The organism is Erwinia sp. ErVv1, assembly GCF_900068895.1.
Classification (GTDB): domain Bacteria; phylum Pseudomonadota; class Gammaproteobacteria; order Enterobacterales; family Enterobacteriaceae; genus Erwinia.
The window spans coordinates 1-15949 of the sequence record NZ_CDPK01000012.1 but is presented as its reverse complement, the minus strand read 5'-3'; the positions used below and the strand labels follow the sequence as shown (position 1 = coordinate 15949).

At 50.3% G+C, this 15949-nt stretch carries 16 protein-coding genes and 2 pseudogenes; 12 read left to right on the top strand and 6 right to left on the bottom strand.

Annotation, left to right across the window (positions count from 1 at the left end; all coding sequences use genetic code 11):
- Window positions 1-14 precede the first annotated feature (14 nt).
- The 3 genes from A1830_RS15760 to A1830_RS15750 all read left to right on the top strand — a co-directional run bounded on the left by A1830_RS15760 (window position 15) and on the right by A1830_RS15750 (window position 2561).
- The gene (locus tag A1830_RS15760) at window positions 15-881 is read left to right on the top strand and encodes a LysR family transcriptional regulator (protein WP_067708326.1); all 867 of its coding nucleotides are present in this window, start codon (window positions 15-17) and stop codon (window positions 879-881) included.
- A 140-nt stretch (window positions 882-1021) separates the two neighbouring features.
- Entirely contained in the window at window positions 1022-2080 is a 1059-nt protein-coding gene (locus tag A1830_RS15755) for an FUSC family protein (protein ID WP_067708323.1), read from the top strand.
- A gap of 160 nt (window positions 2081-2240) precedes the next feature.
- Window positions 2241-2561 carry a DUF496 family protein gene (locus A1830_RS15750; protein WP_067708320.1) on the top strand — a complete coding sequence of 107 codons (321 nt, stop codon included), beginning with the start codon at window positions 2241-2243 and terminating at the stop codon, window positions 2559-2561.
- 674 nt (window positions 2562-3235) lie between these two features.
- On the opposite strand, the gene A1830_RS15745 is transcribed toward A1830_RS15750, so the two are convergent.
- Window positions 3236-4156 (bottom strand): LysR family transcriptional regulator, encoded by a 921-nt coding sequence (locus A1830_RS15745; protein ID WP_231877650.1) that lies wholly within the window; start codon window positions 4154-4156, stop codon window positions 3236-3238.
- 127 nt (window positions 4157-4283) lie between these two features.
- Between A1830_RS15745 and A1830_RS15740 the strand changes: the two genes are divergently transcribed.
- The 5 genes and pseudogenes from A1830_RS15740 (at window position 4284) to A1830_RS15720 (ending at window position 7121) form a co-directional block, all read left to right on the top strand.
- Window positions 4284-5135, top strand: coding sequence for an MBL fold metallo-hydrolase (locus A1830_RS15740; RefSeq protein WP_067708707.1), 852 nt, complete (start codon window positions 4284-4286; stop codon window positions 5133-5135).
- Window positions 5136-5472: 337 nt separating this feature from the next.
- On the top strand, window positions 5473-6213 hold the full coding sequence (locus A1830_RS15735) for an SDR family oxidoreductase (RefSeq protein ID WP_067708316.1): 741 nt from the start codon (window positions 5473-5475) through the stop codon (window positions 6211-6213).
- A 164-nt stretch (window positions 6214-6377) separates the two neighbouring features.
- A pseudogene (locus A1830_RS23430) lies at window positions 6378-6539 on the top strand (IS3 family transposase); the annotation flags it as partial.
- On the top strand, window positions 6520-6810 hold the full coding sequence (locus tag A1830_RS23425) for an RNase A-like domain-containing protein (RefSeq protein ID WP_369815717.1): 291 nt from the start codon (window positions 6520-6522) through the stop codon (window positions 6808-6810). The pseudogene A1830_RS23430 and the gene A1830_RS23425, both read left to right, overlap by 20 nt.
- A gap of 2 nt (window positions 6811-6812) precedes the next feature.
- Complete coding sequence (locus A1830_RS15720) at window positions 6813-7121, top strand: contact-dependent growth inhibition system immunity protein (RefSeq protein ID WP_067708303.1); 309 nt, start codon at window positions 6813-6815, stop codon at window positions 7119-7121.
- Window positions 7122-7407: 286 nt separating this feature from the next.
- Here the strand turns inward: A1830_RS15720 and bdcA are convergent, their stop codons facing one another.
- Entirely contained in the window at window positions 7408-8121 is a 714-nt protein-coding gene (gene bdcA, locus A1830_RS15715; RefSeq protein WP_067708300.1) for an SDR family oxidoreductase, read from the bottom strand.
- Between the two features lie 73 nt (window positions 8122-8194).
- Here bdcA and A1830_RS15710 point away from each other — a divergent pair, with 73 nt between their 5' ends.
- Window positions 8195-8785 carry a TetR/AcrR family transcriptional regulator gene (locus A1830_RS15710; protein ID WP_067708296.1) on the top strand — a complete coding sequence of 197 codons (591 nt, stop codon included), beginning with the start codon at window positions 8195-8197 and terminating at the stop codon, window positions 8783-8785.
- Window positions 8786-8997: 212 nt separating this feature from the next.
- Here the strand turns inward: A1830_RS15710 and A1830_RS15705 are convergent, their stop codons facing one another.
- Window positions 8998-9864 (bottom strand): LysR family transcriptional regulator, encoded by an 867-nt coding sequence (locus tag A1830_RS15705; protein WP_067708292.1) that lies wholly within the window; start codon window positions 9862-9864, stop codon window positions 8998-9000.
- A 101-nt stretch (window positions 9865-9965) separates the two neighbouring features.
- Between A1830_RS15705 and A1830_RS15700 the strand changes: the two genes are divergently transcribed.
- Window positions 9966-10817: an alpha/beta fold hydrolase gene (locus tag A1830_RS15700; protein ID WP_067708288.1), complete on the top strand. Its 852-nt coding sequence runs from the start codon at window positions 9966-9968 to the stop codon at window positions 10815-10817.
- A gap of 4 nt (window positions 10818-10821) precedes the next feature.
- The gene (locus A1830_RS15695) at window positions 10822-11424 is read left to right on the top strand and encodes a glutathione S-transferase (protein WP_067708284.1); all 603 of its coding nucleotides are present in this window, start codon (window positions 10822-10824) and stop codon (window positions 11422-11424) included.
- Between the two features lie 196 nt (window positions 11425-11620).
- On the opposite strand, the pseudogene A1830_RS22735 reads toward A1830_RS15695, so the two are convergent.
- From A1830_RS22735 to A1830_RS15685, 3 genes and pseudogenes are all read right to left on the bottom strand, one after another.
- Window positions 11621-11725: pseudogene (locus tag A1830_RS22735) on the bottom strand (IS6 family transposase); the annotation flags it as partial.
- A gap of 525 nt (window positions 11726-12250) precedes the next feature.
- Window positions 12251-12808 (bottom strand): hypothetical protein, encoded by a 558-nt coding sequence (locus A1830_RS15690; protein WP_067708272.1) that lies wholly within the window; start codon window positions 12806-12808, stop codon window positions 12251-12253.
- A 79-nt stretch (window positions 12809-12887) separates the two neighbouring features.
- Window positions 12888-13229, bottom strand: coding sequence for a hypothetical protein (locus tag A1830_RS15685; RefSeq protein WP_067708269.1), 342 nt, complete (start codon window positions 13227-13229; stop codon window positions 12888-12890).
- Between the two features lie 692 nt (window positions 13230-13921).
- Between A1830_RS15685 and A1830_RS15680 the strand changes: the two genes are divergently transcribed.
- Window positions 13922-15769 carry a M48 family metallopeptidase gene (locus tag A1830_RS15680; protein WP_067708266.1) on the top strand — a complete coding sequence of 616 codons (1848 nt, stop codon included), beginning with the start codon at window positions 13922-13924 and terminating at the stop codon, window positions 15767-15769.
- The last annotated feature ends 180 nt before the right edge of the window (window positions 15770-15949 follow it).

Sequence of the window (15949 nt, the reverse complement as noted above, 5' to 3'; positions counted from 1 at the left end):
AATTTAGATGAATAATGCATAAGTCGACGCTCGAACAGTGGAGCCTGCTCAACGAAGTGGTGAGACAGGGTAGTTTTGCCCGGGCTGCCGAGGTGACCAACAGAAGTCAGTCTTCCGTTAGCTACAACCTGGCGTTGCTACAGGAAAGATTAGGCGTGACGCTGCTGGAGCCGCAGGGGCGCAGAACGGTGCTTACGCCTGCTGGCGCGCTGTTGCTGGCCCAGGTGCGGCCGCTGCTTAAAGCCTTTGATTATGTAGAATCTCACGCCGCCTCATTGCGCGACGGCATCCGCACCCGACTGGAGCTGGTGGTGGACAGTATTTTCCCGCGCAGCAGGCTGTTTTCCGCGCTGCGGCAGTTCCAGCACCTGCATCCACATACGCAGATCAACCTTACGGAAGTACTGGAAACCTGGACCGGCAGCGGTGCCGAAGCGGATGTGATGGTCATGACGCGCCGCCAGGATATGACCGGGCGCGGTGAATGGCTGATGAACATCGATTTCGTTGCCGTGGCGCATCGCGATCACCCGCTGCATCATCAGGCGGAGAGGCTTACTGAGGAAACCCTGAGGCAATACCCTCTGATACGCATTGCGGAAAGAGAGCAGCCGCCGGTGCAGGATGAAAGCAGCAGTAGCGAATCCTGGACCTTTTCCACCATCGAGGCAGCCATTGAGGCCGTTATGCATCAGGTTGGCTATGGCTGGCTACCGGAGGAGCGCATCATGCAGCATCTGAATGCGGGTACGATGAAAATTTTGCCGTTGCAGAGCGGTATTCGCCGAGCGACGCCACTCCATCTGATCGTAAAAAAGGACATTATCAACATTGATTCCCAGATGCAGACCCTGCTTGAGCTGCTGAGGAAGAGTGCCTGAAACCCCGGCGGAGCGGGATCGAGTACGCTTTTTAGCCGATGTCGCCAGCCGGTTGCGAAAGAAAATAAGACGGGAGTCTGGTACGTAGAGTTTTCGATCGGGTATCATCCACGTCGATGACCTGCCACCAGGAGAACAGAGTGCGTCCCGACAAGCCGCTATCGGCCTTTGAATTCACCCTTTACCGCAACTATCGAACCGTTCACGGCATCCGTGTGGCGCTGGCCTTTGTGCTGACATTTCTGTTAGTGCGCCTGACGCATATCCCCGAGGGGAGCTGGCCGCTGATCACCCTGGTGGTGGTGATGGGGCCGATCTCCTCATGGGGAAATGTCTTTCCCCGGGCGGTGCAACGTATAGGCGGAACGATTTTTGGTTCGGTGTCCGGGCTGATAGCGCTGAAGCTTGAGCTGATTTCGCTGCCGGTCATGCTGGGCTGGTGCACGGTGGTGATGTTTCTGTGCGGCTTTCTCACCCTGGGGAAACATCCTTACATGGCGCTGCTGATTGGCATTACCCTGGCGGTGATCTGCGGTGCGCCGCCGGGCGATATGACCACGGCCCTGTGGCGGGGCGGCGATGTGATTCTGGGGTCGATCCTTGCGCTGCTGTTCACCAGCATCTATCCACAAAAGGCCTATACCCACTGGCGAATCAGGATGTCGGACGTCTGGCTTGAGACGGCGAAAATTTACCATGCCGGTGTCTCCCCCAATCTGGTGGAGAAGCCGCGGCTGACGCGTCCTCTTCAGCGGCTACTGACCGGGGTGGTAAAAATGCGTGCGCTGATCGAGCCGGCCAGTAAGGAAACCCGTACGCCGCGCTCGGTTTTCGAAGGCATACAGACGCTAAATCGCAATATGGTCTGCACGCTGGAGCTGCAGCTGAACGCATGGTGGGCCTCACGCGAGAGTCATTTGATCATGCTTAATGCCCCGACGCTGCGTCGCACCCAGCAGATGACCGAAAATACGCTGCGCGCACTGTCGACGGCGATTGTTGCGGGCAGCACAGATAAAATTGCCGCCAACAATGCCGAACTGGCGGAGATTGGCCGCGAGCTGCGTCAGCTGATTAAGGCATCTAACAGCAGTGAGGGAGTAGAAACGCCGATCCACGGTTACGTCTGGCTGAGTCTTGAGCTGGCCGGACAGCTGGAAAGGCTGTCGGATCTGCTACGCCTGGCGCTGCGTAAATAAGCGATATGCAACAACTTACTGCGGGAATTAGCGCTTCGCGGTAAGATAAGTGCCAGTCTGACTCTACAGTTTGAAAATTGCCTTCGGCGGCGGTGAGCCGTTAAGCTGAGGGCTACGATAATGACGCCTGTGCGAACAGGCCTAAATGAAAGGTGTCTTCATGGAAAATGCAAAGCAATCATTTCAGGACGTGCTGGAGTTCGTACGGATGTTCCGTCGCAAGAATAAACTGCAGCGCGAGATACACGACAACGAAAAGAAAATTCGTGATAACCAGAAGCGTGTCCTGCTGCTCGACAACCTGAGCGAATATATCAAACCGGGCATGAGCATTGAGGCTATTCAGGAGATTATTAGCAGCATGCGCAGCGACTATGAAGATCGCGTTGATGATTACATCATTAAGAACGCCGATTTGTCGAAGGAGCGCCGTGACCTGTCGAAAAGGCTTAAGGCCGCAGGTGAACCTAAGGCGCAGTAACTTTTCAGCCATTCGCTGATTACACATCAGGGCGGTCGTCGATCGCCCTTTGTCCGTTTGCCATTCCCCTTTTTGACTCTTTAGTGAGGGGCGCCCACCCGCCTGCTCCCTTTGCATTGTGCTGGCTGTGGGTAAGGGCGGTTCCAGGGGTTCTGGAGACAGTCCGGGAGCTAGCTTCGGTTTCAGTAGACATACAAACGGTTATGGTTTTGCTAAAAGCCCGTCGGGTGCCTGCGTAAAGTCGAACCGAATTTCCTGGGGAATCTCAGAAAACTGCAAAAAAAAATCAGAAGGTTAAATCTGAGCGGAGTTGGATAAGGTCAGTATATTAGCTCAGACTTTCCTGACACAACTACGATACAAGGCTAAACCTAATCGGAGAGGCAGCGCTGTGCCAGGAGCGAACATAACTATGCAGAATGCATCTGTAATACCAGCAATGGAAAATCGTTGACCAAATAAAATGGAAGTAGGAAGAAGCCTCAGAGAGAAAAAGCGCGCAGGTAGAGTAAGGAGCAAAACGGTGAATACATGCACTTGAATGTCAGATATAACAGCAAACTTCCCGTTCGGATTTTTATTGTAATTAATTGGCAAAGGTCGTTTGATTACATACCCAGGAACAAAAATTGTCATTTCGTTGCCTTTATGAGTCCGGACATCACATTCTTGCATCAGTGCAGGCCCAGAGTTGCCAGAAAACGTTTTGTCAACGGTCTTGTTTCCTCTTTCCGCCACACGGCAAAAAGGGTGATTTCAAGCGGCAGCCAGGGGAGTGATACCAGAGCAACATTATCCGGAACAATCCGCGCAAGGCTTTTCTGTATGAATGTGAAACCCAACCCGGCCTCCACACAGGCCAGCGCAGCCAGTGGTCCGCTGACTTCCAGACAAATATTGGGGCGAAAACCGCCTTTCTGACATGCGGCGAGCAGTCGCGCCCGCGCCGTAGGATTCAGGTTTTCCTGATCTGCTATCCACGGCTGGCCATTGAGATCATCAGGGCCGGTAGCCGATAGCATTCTTTCTTTTGGCATTGCCAGTATCACATGTTCCGTAAGGACTTTCTCCTGACAGAACATGCTATTAGCTTCAGGTGGCGTATGCAGCAGGGCCAGATCAATGGCTCTTTCCCTCAGATGTTCAATCTGTTGCTTTGAACGCATAGCATGTAGGCGGATATCCGCTTCATGCCCCATCCCAAGCCGTGCAATTGCCTCAGGAAGAAGCCGGGAATGGAGTGCCGCTTCTACATAGCCTATATCCAGTCGCCCTGCGTAATCATGCGAAAGATGCCGGCCGTAATCTTTCAGACGATCGTGATGTTGTAAAAAAGGCGTTACCTCATTAAGAAATTTTCTTCCCTCTTCTGTCAGCCGTAACCGCTTTTTATCACGATGAAAGAGCGTAATACCTAACTCACTTTCAAGCTGCTGGATCTGTCTGCTGAGTGGAGATTGAGAAATATGAAGCCTTTCTGCTGCCTGTCCGACATGTTCGAATAAGGCAACGGTGGCAAAAGAACGCAGTAATTTTATGTCCACAACAATTTTGGTCTCAACTGAGTCGAAAATTATCATAGTCTCATCAGGCATTTAACTTCAATATCTTTTTGCCGTGGCCGTAACACTGACGTGTCAGCGACTGTGACTTACTGGTTTAAACATCACGGACCGAATGAAGCAGCAGATTATAATTTTATTTTCATTAAGTGAGGATAGTATGGATACGTCACCTTTTCTTTCGCAAAAAATTGGCCATTACTCGGTAACCGCAATAAGCGACGGGCGAATGAAAGCCAGCCTGGGTTTACTGTCAGGCATTGATTTAACCGAGGCAGGAAAAATTCAGGAGAAGTCAGGAATAACCGCTCCCGATGATATTCATATTTACTGCTACCTCATACGCGGACAGGGACGCGTCATACTGGTGGATTCCGGTATGGGAGGACTGAATTATGCAGGTGGCGAATTTAAAAAAAACCTTTACTCGGCGGGCGTTAAGCCAGACGATATAGACACTATTCTTCTGACTCACGGACATCCAGACCACATCGGCGGTCTGCTGAATGAGCATAGTCAGCCTGCATACAAAAACGCGAAACTTTTCCTGAGTCGTGATGAAGCAGCATTCTGGCAGGATGAAAATAAGCTGAAACTCACGAGTGAGCGCCTACAGATGACCGGGTCGCTGGTTCGTCGCACGCTGGAAGCTTATGGCCCTGTTCTGCGTTTTACTGATGAAGCAGAAATCAGTGAGGGGATCAAGGCTGTAAGTCTGCCGGGACATACGCCTGGACACACCGGGTTTCTGATGAATTCATGCGACGAAAGCCTGCTGATCTGGGGTGACATTGTCCATTATCCGCATATTCAGTCAGCCCGGCCGGAAGTTTCAATTTCGTTTGACTGTGATCCTGCCCAGGCAGAGAAAACAAGAAAAACCATTCTTGAACAGGCCGCTCGTCAACATTTACTTGTTGCCGGCATGCACTTCGGTGAACCCGGGTTCGCATATGTTTCCGGTTCTCCTGAAAGAGGGTATTTTCTGACATCATGTTCAGAACAGCAGTAAGTCGTCCGCGGTATAACGGTATAACAACCCGCAAGCGAAAGCCGGCTGAAAGAATTAACCTGGCCGTTCGTCATCTGACCCCAGATGTAGGGCCCGGAACGAATCTTTTCGCGGTCCGCCGGAGTTTCCCAGCTTTGCCCGATTAGCGCATTAGAGCTGAAGACCCGGTTAAACCTGGCAACCGGAGGGATGCAGGATATTAATGCTGATATCCGCTCTGTGCCAGGAGCGGAAATTCAAGGAACAGTGCCATCGTTTCGTAATGAAACAGATGACGAATAGTGTTTTATTTGCGTAAGGTAAATGCTGAGTCAACAGCCAAATAGAAGGAGTAAGAATGGGCAGGTTTCAGGGTAAACGTATATTGATCACTGGTGGTACAAGTGGCATGGGGCTGGCAGGCGCTCAGCGTATTGTCGCTGAAGGTGGTCATGTAGCCATCACGGGGCTTAATGAAGAAAGGCTGGAGCGTGCACTTAGCCTGCTTCCTGCGACATCGCTTATTCTGAAAAGCGACGCTGCAAGCGAACCTGATATAAATACGCTGCGGAAAGCTATTAGCGGTTGGGGTGCTCTTGATGGATTGTGGCTTAATGCGGGCTTCGCAGAGGTAAGCTCTCCGGAAGCTGTAACGGCAAATTCTTTTAATCGTATGATGAATACTAATGTTCGCGGCCCAATGCTACAACTGGCAGCTTTATCCAAATCACTTAATTCTGGCGCATCCGTTCTGGTTACTTCATCCTCATCTGTATATGAAGGTGCGGCGATGACGAGCCTGTATGCAGCGACGAAAGGCGCCGTTATTGCTATGGTCAAGAGCTGGGCATCTGCGCTGGCTGAACGCGGTATACGCGCCAATACTTTGGTGCCAGGTCCGATTGAAACCAACTTTAGACACTTTATGCCCGAGGAGTCGCGTCAGCAGTTTGAAGATTTTGTGGTAAGTCAGGTTCCTCTTGGTCGCGCAGGAACATCAGAAGAGGCCGCTGCAGTCGCACTTTTCCTCCTGTCAGATGACGCATCCTATGTTACCGGCAGCCAGTATGCCGTAGATGGCGGATTGATACATCACTGATCCTACCCGCCAATAGTGGACACGCGACTAAGTGAGTAAACTCTCAACCAGAGGTAGCTCACATGACAAAGTCCGTATCAAACAGTGAGAAGCCACGTAAGCAATATACGCCTGAATTTCGCAACGAAGCCCTGAAGCTTGCAGAACGCATTGACGACCTGCCTGAATACAACATTAAAACCATTGCCGCCAGCCTGCGCCATCAGGGGCTGCTGGCGAAAGCCTCCCGGAAGCGCAGCCCTGTCAGCTATTGCGCACATGGTCTGCCAGTGTCGGAGAATCTGCTGAAGTGGGACTTCACCGTCGATGCAGCCATCCCCCTTTGGCTTTGCCGCCGCTGTGGGCGCTGTCCAGGTTGCTGCCGTTCGTTCCGGAAGGATAAGTCTGGCCATGAACGAATCAATGTCAGGGGCAGCCAGCGGTGGCCATACTGTGGAGCGTCATATCGGCAAAACGGCCGGAGAACTGTTTGCAAGACTGGAGCGACCGCCCTCACTGCCAGCCATGAGCAGTTTTGGCAGCTTACGCAGTGTTCTGCGTTTTGAGCAGTGGAACGGTAAGCCATATTTTGTTCTCACCGCATTTCCGAAGGCTTAGCAATGAAAAGATTAAATCTCAATGAGCTGGGCTGTTTTATCACCCTCTATTTCGGTCAGGATTATGACCTTATCGATGATAGCGATGAAATAGAGCCGAAAATAGATGCGTTTCTTCACGATGCGCATACTGCCGGAAAATATGGCCTGATTGCTGACATCGATCTACTAACGGAAAAAAGCGCAGATCTGGAGATCGCCTTCAGGAAACACTTCGGTGATGAGTTTGAGCCGGAGTTGTGGGGAACCACGGCTACCGATTTTCTTCGACACGTCAGGCAGAAAACGCAGTTATCCCTGAATAAGGATTAGCGCGAGGTGGGACTCGCTTAATGGAACGAAATTACCCGTTAAGTTTACAAGGGGCCTGGTGTAAAACCCCTTAACTCGGCCTAATGGAAGCGAAACTACGATTTGCAACATTTGTGCTACGTTCCTAACTGTTCGGTATGGGACAAAGAAACGACACAGGGCCGTCGATTCAGGCAGTTGCTAAACACCGCACCTTAAAAACAGGCCTAGCGTAGGATATTTTCCGTTTTACAGGCGGGCTCCATAATGGCAAGGGAGGCCACAGCGGGCCTCCACCGGAACTAATCTATGCGCCAAAAGCGCCATCGATCGTATGCATAGCACCGGTCACGAAACCGGCTTCCGGCCCTGCCAGCCAGGCCACCATACCAGCGACTTCTTCAGGACGCCCATGCCTTTTAATGGCCATGAAACTGTGCATAAGATCCTTCATGGGGCCATTTTCAGGGTTCGCATCTGTATCAATCGGTCCCGGCTGAACAACGTTGACAGTGATCCCCCGAGGCCCGAAATCACGTGACAGGCCGCGCGCCAGCCCCTGTAATGCAGATTTACTGAGCGCATAAGAGGCCATTCCCGGGACTGGCATACGGTCACCATTTACGGAACCGATAATAATGATGCGCCCGCCTTCCGGCATTTGTCGTGCTGCTTCGACTGACGCATGATAGGGAGCATGGATGTTAATCCGGAAGAGACGATCAATTACATCCGGATCCTGTTCGAGGGCATCACCAAACACACCTATACCTGCGTTAACAATCAGAACATCCAGCGGGCTGTTATCGCGCACGGTTGTGATCACCGCATCACGATCCGAGCTGTCTGTGAAAATTGCCGAAGAACCTGTTTCATCTGCAAGATTTTCTGCAGCGTCTTTCGAGCCAGCATAAGTAAATTTTACTTTCGCTCCATCGGAAGAGAAGCGACGCACTATAGCGGCGCCTATTCCCCTGCTTCCGCCAAGGATAAGAACTTTCCTGCCTTCAAAAACGCCCATAAGAAACCTCTTGCTAAATTTGTAGTGATTATTACAAAATAAACTTTAATTTATGTCAATAGGTTTTGTAGTGATGACTAAGAAAATAGAGAGGTCGCCCGGTCGCCCCCGCAGTTTCGACCCCGAACAGGTTGTAGAAATTGCACAGAAATTATTTCATGCCCGGGGCTATGATTCGGTCAGTATTGCTGAGATCACCTCAAGTCTGGGGATAAACCCCCCGAGTTTTTATGGGGTATTTGGTAGCAAGGTGGGTCTGTACTCCCGTGTTCTTGAGCGCTACGCAGAAACGGATGCGATCCCCATCTCTGCTCTGTTATGCAGCGAAGGTTCCATGTTAGAAGCACTAACGGCATTGCTGGAAGAGTCAGCCCGAAGGTATGGTTGCAGTCAAACCTGTACTGGCTGCCTGGTTATTGAAGGAACCCGATGCACAGATAAGGGCGCCCGTGAGGCTGCTAATAAGTTTCATTCGGCCGCAGAAGAAAAAATTCATCGTTTTATTGGGGCCCGATACCCACAGGATGCGGGGCGCCTGACTGATTTTATCAGTACCGTCATGTCCGGCATGTCCATTAAGGCTCGCCAGGGGCACGGTGTTGAGCAGCTTCTTGCGAGCGCCAGGCTTGCTGCACAGGCACTCTCTGCGTTCATTAAGGATTAATTATCAGACATCAACTATCTTTGTGGCGGGGTAATTGTCGGCCAATAGTCGTGACCTGCCCCCAGTCGATTGATGCACTGGGGTGTTAGTAATGCCTTGCGAATTTCCGTTGTTCGCTCACAGCAGACCTGTACCGGCCTCGATCTGCTTAGTGCCAGGAGCAGACATTACTAACAACAGGTTGTATTCATCAATTAATAGCAGCCAATTCTCTATCGCTGTTTATGCATCAGCCTGGTCAGCATATCGCAGAAGGCCTCGCTTGCGGGATTAAAGCGGTATTTATTCAGGCGTAGCAGGCAATCAACCGACGGAAGAGGCATTAATTTCTCAAGTTCATACACGTTACAAATCGCTTTCTCAACGCTGTATTGATTGAGTATTCCCACCCCCAGACCCGTGGTTATCGCCGCAAGCATACCTGCTACTGAAGGACACTCCAGCATCACAGCAAATGGAATTTTTGCCTGGCGAAGTTTCTCCTCCGCCAGGTTACGGTAATAGCAATCCGGCCCCCAGGTAATAAGCTTCAGGCTCTTATCCGAGTCATGCCGCCAGGCAGGCGTTGCGTACCAGTATAATTTTTCACTCCACAATACCTTATCTTCCGGCGATGCCGTGCCCGTGAAATCCTGATGTAAGATGATCTCCAGGCTTCCTTCAGAAAAATGCTGACGCAGGAGATGACTTTGCTCCACCACCAGTCGTATATCCACTTCGGGATGATGGTGAGTGAAGGTTGAAATGACCCCGCATATTTCGGTCATTGAGATATGTTCAGTGACCCCAATTCGCAGCTTGCCACGGAGTGGCGAAGGCGAAAAATAAGCCACGGCATGATCGTGTTCAGTGAGTATTTTTTCCGCATGGAGCAGCAGAACGCTGCCCTTTTCTGTCGGAACGGCTTTTCCGGCGATGCGCGTAAGTAGCTGGCTTTGAAGTTGATCCTCAAGCCGTCTGAACTTCCAGCTTACTGCGGACTGGCTCAAATTGAGAAGTAATGCAGCCTTACTCATATTGCCCGTTTGCACCACAGTTTTGAATACTCTGAGCGCATCAACAGAGAGTCGTTTATTCATTTTAATATGACAAAAGTGGGTTCATAGCGGGAAATAATGTCACTGGCGTCATATTCAGTCAACGGATAGCCTGACCGAAACAAGCACAACGGAGAATGCTTATGCCCGCTAATAACCCATTACTGACTGACGACGTTTTGATAAAAGGTTGTCGCATTGCGACCGGGGTCCATGGTTCAGGTATACCTCTGGTGCTGGTTCATGGCACTCCCGCACACTCAGTGATCTGGCAGTCACTGGTGCCGGTATTTGTCGATGCGGGTTTTCACGTTCACCTGTATGACCTGCCTGGGTTTGGCGCATCAGAGCGCCCTTTGACGGCTGATACCTCGGTTGCCGCACAGGTCGGTTTTCTGCTGAAACTGCTTGAACACTGGCAGCTCGAAAAAACACATCTTTTTGGTCACGATATCGGCGGGGCAATTTCACTCAGACTGGCATTCGACAGCCCATCCCTTCTGAAGACGCTTACGATTGCCGATATTCCGAGCTACAACTCCTGGCCTTCGCCCACATGGAAAGATTTGCGGGATAACTATGCGGATTATGCGCTGATCCCTGCCACTGAGCATTCCCGCGCGATGTCTCGCCAGTTAAAGATGGCTGTTTTTAATAAGCATCTTATGACAGAGCAGCGGCTGGAAAGTTATCTCGCGCCGCTTTGTGGTGTGGTGGGCCAGCCTTCATTTTACCAGCATCAGGTTGCGCACTATAATGCTTGTTACACCAGTGACTTTGCAGAAAAATTGCCGCAACTCCAGCTGCCTGTGCAGGTTTTATGGGGCGCCGAAGATGAATGGCAACCGGTTGAGTATGGAAAGCGTTTGCAGCGCGACATCGTCTCTTCCACGCTGCATATCTATGAACAGGCCGGACACTTTTTAATGGAAGATGCCCCCTTACCTGTTGCCGCACAGTTAATTGATTTTATTAATCAACATAATATGAGGTAGAGCCATGGTCCTGATCGGAATGCTGGATTCACCCTATGTCAGACGGGTTGCTATTTACATGAAAGTATTGGGTATTGAATTCGAACATCGGCCGCTTTCAGTATTCGGCGATTTTGATGCCTTAACAAAAATTAATCCAGCCGTTAAAGTTCCAACGCTCATCACAGATGATAAGCAGGTGCTGATCGACTCAACACTAATCATTAATTACCTTGAGAAATACTCCGGTCATTCGCCTGCACCCACATCAGCGTCCGGAGCGGAAGATCTACGGGATCTGCATCTTACCGGATTCGCCCTGGCAGCGTGCGAGAAAGCGGTGCAGATTGTATACGAACAGCGTCTCAGGCCGGAAGAGAAACAGCATCAGCCCTGGCTGAATCGGGTAACTCAGCAACTTCATGGTGCCTTGCAGACACTGGAAAACGGGCTGCGGGAAAGTCATCCTGACATGCTGTCCGTGGCCGGTATCAGCATCGCAGTAGCCTGGAGTTTTACAGAATTGATGCTGCCGGATACCGTCAGCCGTACGCTGTATCCGGAAGTCATCGGGTTTACATTGCTGGCCGAACAGCGACCGGAATTTTTGGCAACACCTTTGATTTAGAGAGGGGAGGGGCGTCTCACTGATGCAGTATTTGTGTAAGCGAAACACTGGCTGCATTAGAATCAGCTCTTGCAAAAGGTGACTCTATGGACACCAATCAAAATAAGATAAACGTTAACATGTGTTTTTTGCTCATAATTAGCTATGCCCTGCGCACATGTCTGCTCGGTGCCAGGAGTGGACGTTCCAAACACCACAATACGTTAATTAATGGAGAGTAGCTGATCCCATATTTGCTGTACCAACGTACCGCCCACAGTATGATGTCACGTTAAATAAGCTGACCTTTGAATGGGTACACTGTGCTGCTCCGTCAGCAAAAGGTGGCAATAAGTTTACACCTGTGAATTTTTGCAACAGCGCCTGCGATCGCGCAGGGTATCCGGGCCGAACAGTTGGAGATTAACGGCACGAGGCTTTAAGATGCTGCTGCCCGGCGATGTGCATTTCCGACCCTATCAGACGCTGCGCCCCACTTACTATCCGTACCCTTGCAAGGTGTGTGATGCCGAAGGGACACGTATTTGCGCGAATTTATATGCCACAGGTGCGTGCCGTTTAAGATCAGTAGATTTTGGCTATCAGATTCAGGCCGGAAACGGGCTTAATGATTTATGGCCGGTAGGGTATCGATTACGCACAGTGCGGAAGTCAGGAGTGAGCAAAGTTGATTTCGTTAGTCTGTCACGTTTGACGCCAGAATTTCCCGGCGTTTTTTAAGAGAAGGGCGTTGCCAGGCGCGTTCAGAGCAAACACCTTAACAGCACCTGCAACCCTTTCTCCCGGATCGTTCAGCGATACATTATTTTAAGCTAAAATTCTTAAGTTACTTTCCGAGAATATTGTTAACCGCTTTCAGGTGGCCAGATTTATCTTTGTGGCTTGAGATAACCTGTATGACGGTGAGTTTTTTTTCAGCGACCGCCAGCAAAGTGGCCTGTTGAACATCATTCCCCCCCATTTTGTTAGTGGCTTCAATATGATAAACCGGCAGACCTTTAGCGTTTTCGGTTTTCTCACTGATCACTTTATAAGAGGGTGAAGCCTGCATCTGCTTATCTTTAATAGACTTCATACCGTCCAGAAAATCAGCATCACTGGCACCTTGAGCAATGGCCGGGATGGCTTCTTCACCAATAATCACCACGCGTTTTTCCAATTTATTGACGTACATTTTACCCGGGCCGCCGCCAGGAACAGGCTGAACTTCATAGCCCCGCAGTTGAAAAGTCTGCTTGCCATTGAGTAGGGAGAGCGTCTCAGTCTGCGTGGCTGCGGCTGGGGCCGTTTTCGCTTCGGCTGCCAATGCGCAGACCGAGGTACCGCCAATGAAGGCAGTGAGGCAAATGGCGCCCATAATGTTTAATGATTTTTTTAATTTCATCGTGAACTCCTTTATGTTGATGATATTTCCCTGTCGCTGAGATAGCGTCAGCAAAATCCATCTCAGCGATGCAGAAACGTTATCGGTTAAGGTCCCAGAGGCAGATCCCTGAACCGAGCAGAAACAGAATAATCGGCCAGTAAAGCACGGGAATGAAAAAGAAATTGTGGGTTTTTTCGGGGGCCATCATCGGCTGACTTTTCGTTGCCTTTGCAATCGCGTCCAGCCATCTTTCCTGCCGGAGCACCCAGACAAAAGCCCCACAAAAAAGGGCTGCAAGTAAAAGTGTGGCACCTGTCGCCCATAAATGTTCGACAAAATAACCCTCGTAGTAATAAATATCGAACAGCCATTTACACAACAGATAGGCGACAGAAATTAATAGGGCAACAAAAAAACCGACTCCGCTCCAGGCGATCATATTTATATCCTTTAAAAGGGTAAGGAACGAGGAATTATTTTTTAAAAATTAACATGTTTTTATCATGGTGGCGATGATTTCTTTGATGCTAATATGAATTACATCCCGCTTAGGGTGTGTTGGGTCTGTGCGATTAAAACCTTACTGATTCTGACTGCTTTAGTTGCCAATGATGTTACTTATCCGGCACCGGTGCAGCAAATTCTGCAACGAAGGGTGTGGCATGCCTGTTTGTACCGTGACGATATTATTTCTATTCTAATGATACCGACGGCAGCATCACTCTTTTAAAAACTTGCATGTGCTGTTCCGGCGGGTAAAGATCTACTTTATCCGGCAGGGTTTAACAGTCGGGCAGGAGACGGGGCAGAATAAATGTTGAATACTAACTAAAATTATTGCTGTCGCAGCAGTAAAAAAGGGGAATTACCAGCTGAATAGCCTGCGAAAAAGGGAAAAGGGAGTGACCAGCTGAATAGCCTGCGAAAAGGGAGAACCCCTGAAATATTTTCCTTTTCAAAACAGTATCAGGCTGGATTATAATCCGTCTGCAATAATTATATTATCGCTGAAGCTTGCATAAATGTTCCCGCATCTTCTAACCGGGCCAGGCCGTTCTTTTCGGAATTTCCTGATAACAGCAGCTTCCCCCTGGCATTGGCACACAGGAATTCATTATTTTGAAAACATTAATGGAATTGAAAAAGAGTTATCTGAAGGTATTTTCCTGGCTGTTGTTCACACTGTTTCTCATCCCGGTCATTACCCTGTTTTTTGCTGAATATGGCAACACGCAACTCGATCAGCAATATACACAGATCTTTGTGGACGATGCGCGGGAACAGCATCAGGATACGGGAAAACTTCAGGCGTTTCTGCAGCAGAACCCGCCATCCAGCGTCTGCGGGCCGGTAGATGAAAATCTGCGGGATTACAAAAACGCCGTCTGCGCACCGCAATCCGAGCTGTGGCAATTCTACATGATGGATAAAGTGGCATTCTGGACCCTAATCTGCAGCGGCATTGTCCTGTTGATGGTGTTGCTGTTCAGCGCGCTGGCCTTTAAAAGCCGCCAGGGACAGGTAATCAGTCTGGCACTGGCACGCAAATTTTTGATGCTGGCCTGTTCGCTGGAAGTCATGGTACAGGGCGGCATGCTGGTATGGCTCTCATTCTGGGGAACCGCGTTCTTCACGCAAACCTACTATCCCAAGCTGGTGATGGCGGTAGGACTGCTGGTGCTGGCCGGTATGTATTACATGATCAAAGGTATCTTTAAAAAACTCCCGCCGGAAGAGAGTATTGAAGGCGAAGTGGTAACCCGCGAAGTCGCCCCGGCACTCTGGTCACAGATAGATATGCTGGCCGCCAGAGTGGGCACCACGCCACCCGATCATATCGTTGCAGGTATCGACACCAACTTCTACGTGACCGAAGCCCCGCTGAACGTGAATGGGCATCCGCTCACCAACCGTAAGCTGTATGTCAGTATTCCGTTACTGCGTCAGCTCACCGTTGCGCAGGCTGATGGTGTGATGGTCCACGAGCTGACACACCTTCATGAAGGCGACACCGCCTCCGGGGCATTACTGGGACCAAAGCTGCACCGGTTTGATCTCTATATGCAGCTGATGGGTCAGAATCTGTCAACGCTGATCGTTTTCTATCCGCTCTATCTTTATCGCATGCTGTTTGAGCTGGCGTGGCAGCGTAACAGTCGTGAACGTGAGTTTGTGGCGGATCGCAACGCATCAACGTTGGTCTCCCCCGCCGCAATTATCGAATCGCTGATCAAAGTGTCGGCGTATGCCAGCTACCGTAATGAAGTCGAGCGAAACTTCTTCAATAACCAGACGCTGCATGAAAATGAACTGGGGATCAGTAAGGCTATTGCTGCCGGTCTGCCTGAACACGTCGCCTCCCTGGATTTTATTAGCGTTATCCGTAAACAGAATGTGCCGCACCCGTTTGATTCACACCCGCCGCTGACGGAAAGGATGCGCAACGTGGGGTATAACGTTGACGAATCCGACTATGCAGCAGTAGCAGCCGATTTCCCGGCCGAGAGTTGGGTCGATCTGATGCCGGTTGCCGACGAGATAGAACAGCAGTTGTGGCAGAAGTATGAGCGCGACTTCTCTTCGGTGCACGAGGAGAGCCTTGCCTGGCGCTATCAGCCTACCGGTGAAATGGAAACCGCGCTGGTGCTGAAGCATTTCCCTAATGTTCCTTATACCCTGAAAGATGGCTCGCAGATCGTCATCACCTGGCAGGGTATCGTGTCGCCGAAAATCGGCGAAACACTGGAGTGGGATAATGTTAAAAACATCAATGTAATACGTAATTTCGGCAGAGATACGCTCTACGTGCAGCATGTGCAGGCAAACTCGCAGGGGAAAAAACGCAGTGAGATCCGTCTGCCGGGCCTGAAAAAGGAGATTGAAACCTTTAAAAATACCCTCGGTTATTACTGGCACCGTCACCAGACGGTCAGGGCGTTGCTGAAAGATGAATCGTCGGAGACGGCGCAAAGCGCATAACCCGCATGTCATAACCTCCCTCATCGCTGTTGATGAGGGAGGGTTCACCGTACGTCCATTACGGATGATCAGAATGGGATTGCTTAAATTGTATTAGTCGCGACTTGATCTGACATATGACCTTGAAAGGTTGAGAGTTACCGGTTTTGATATAGGTGTCGAATCCTTATACAAAACACG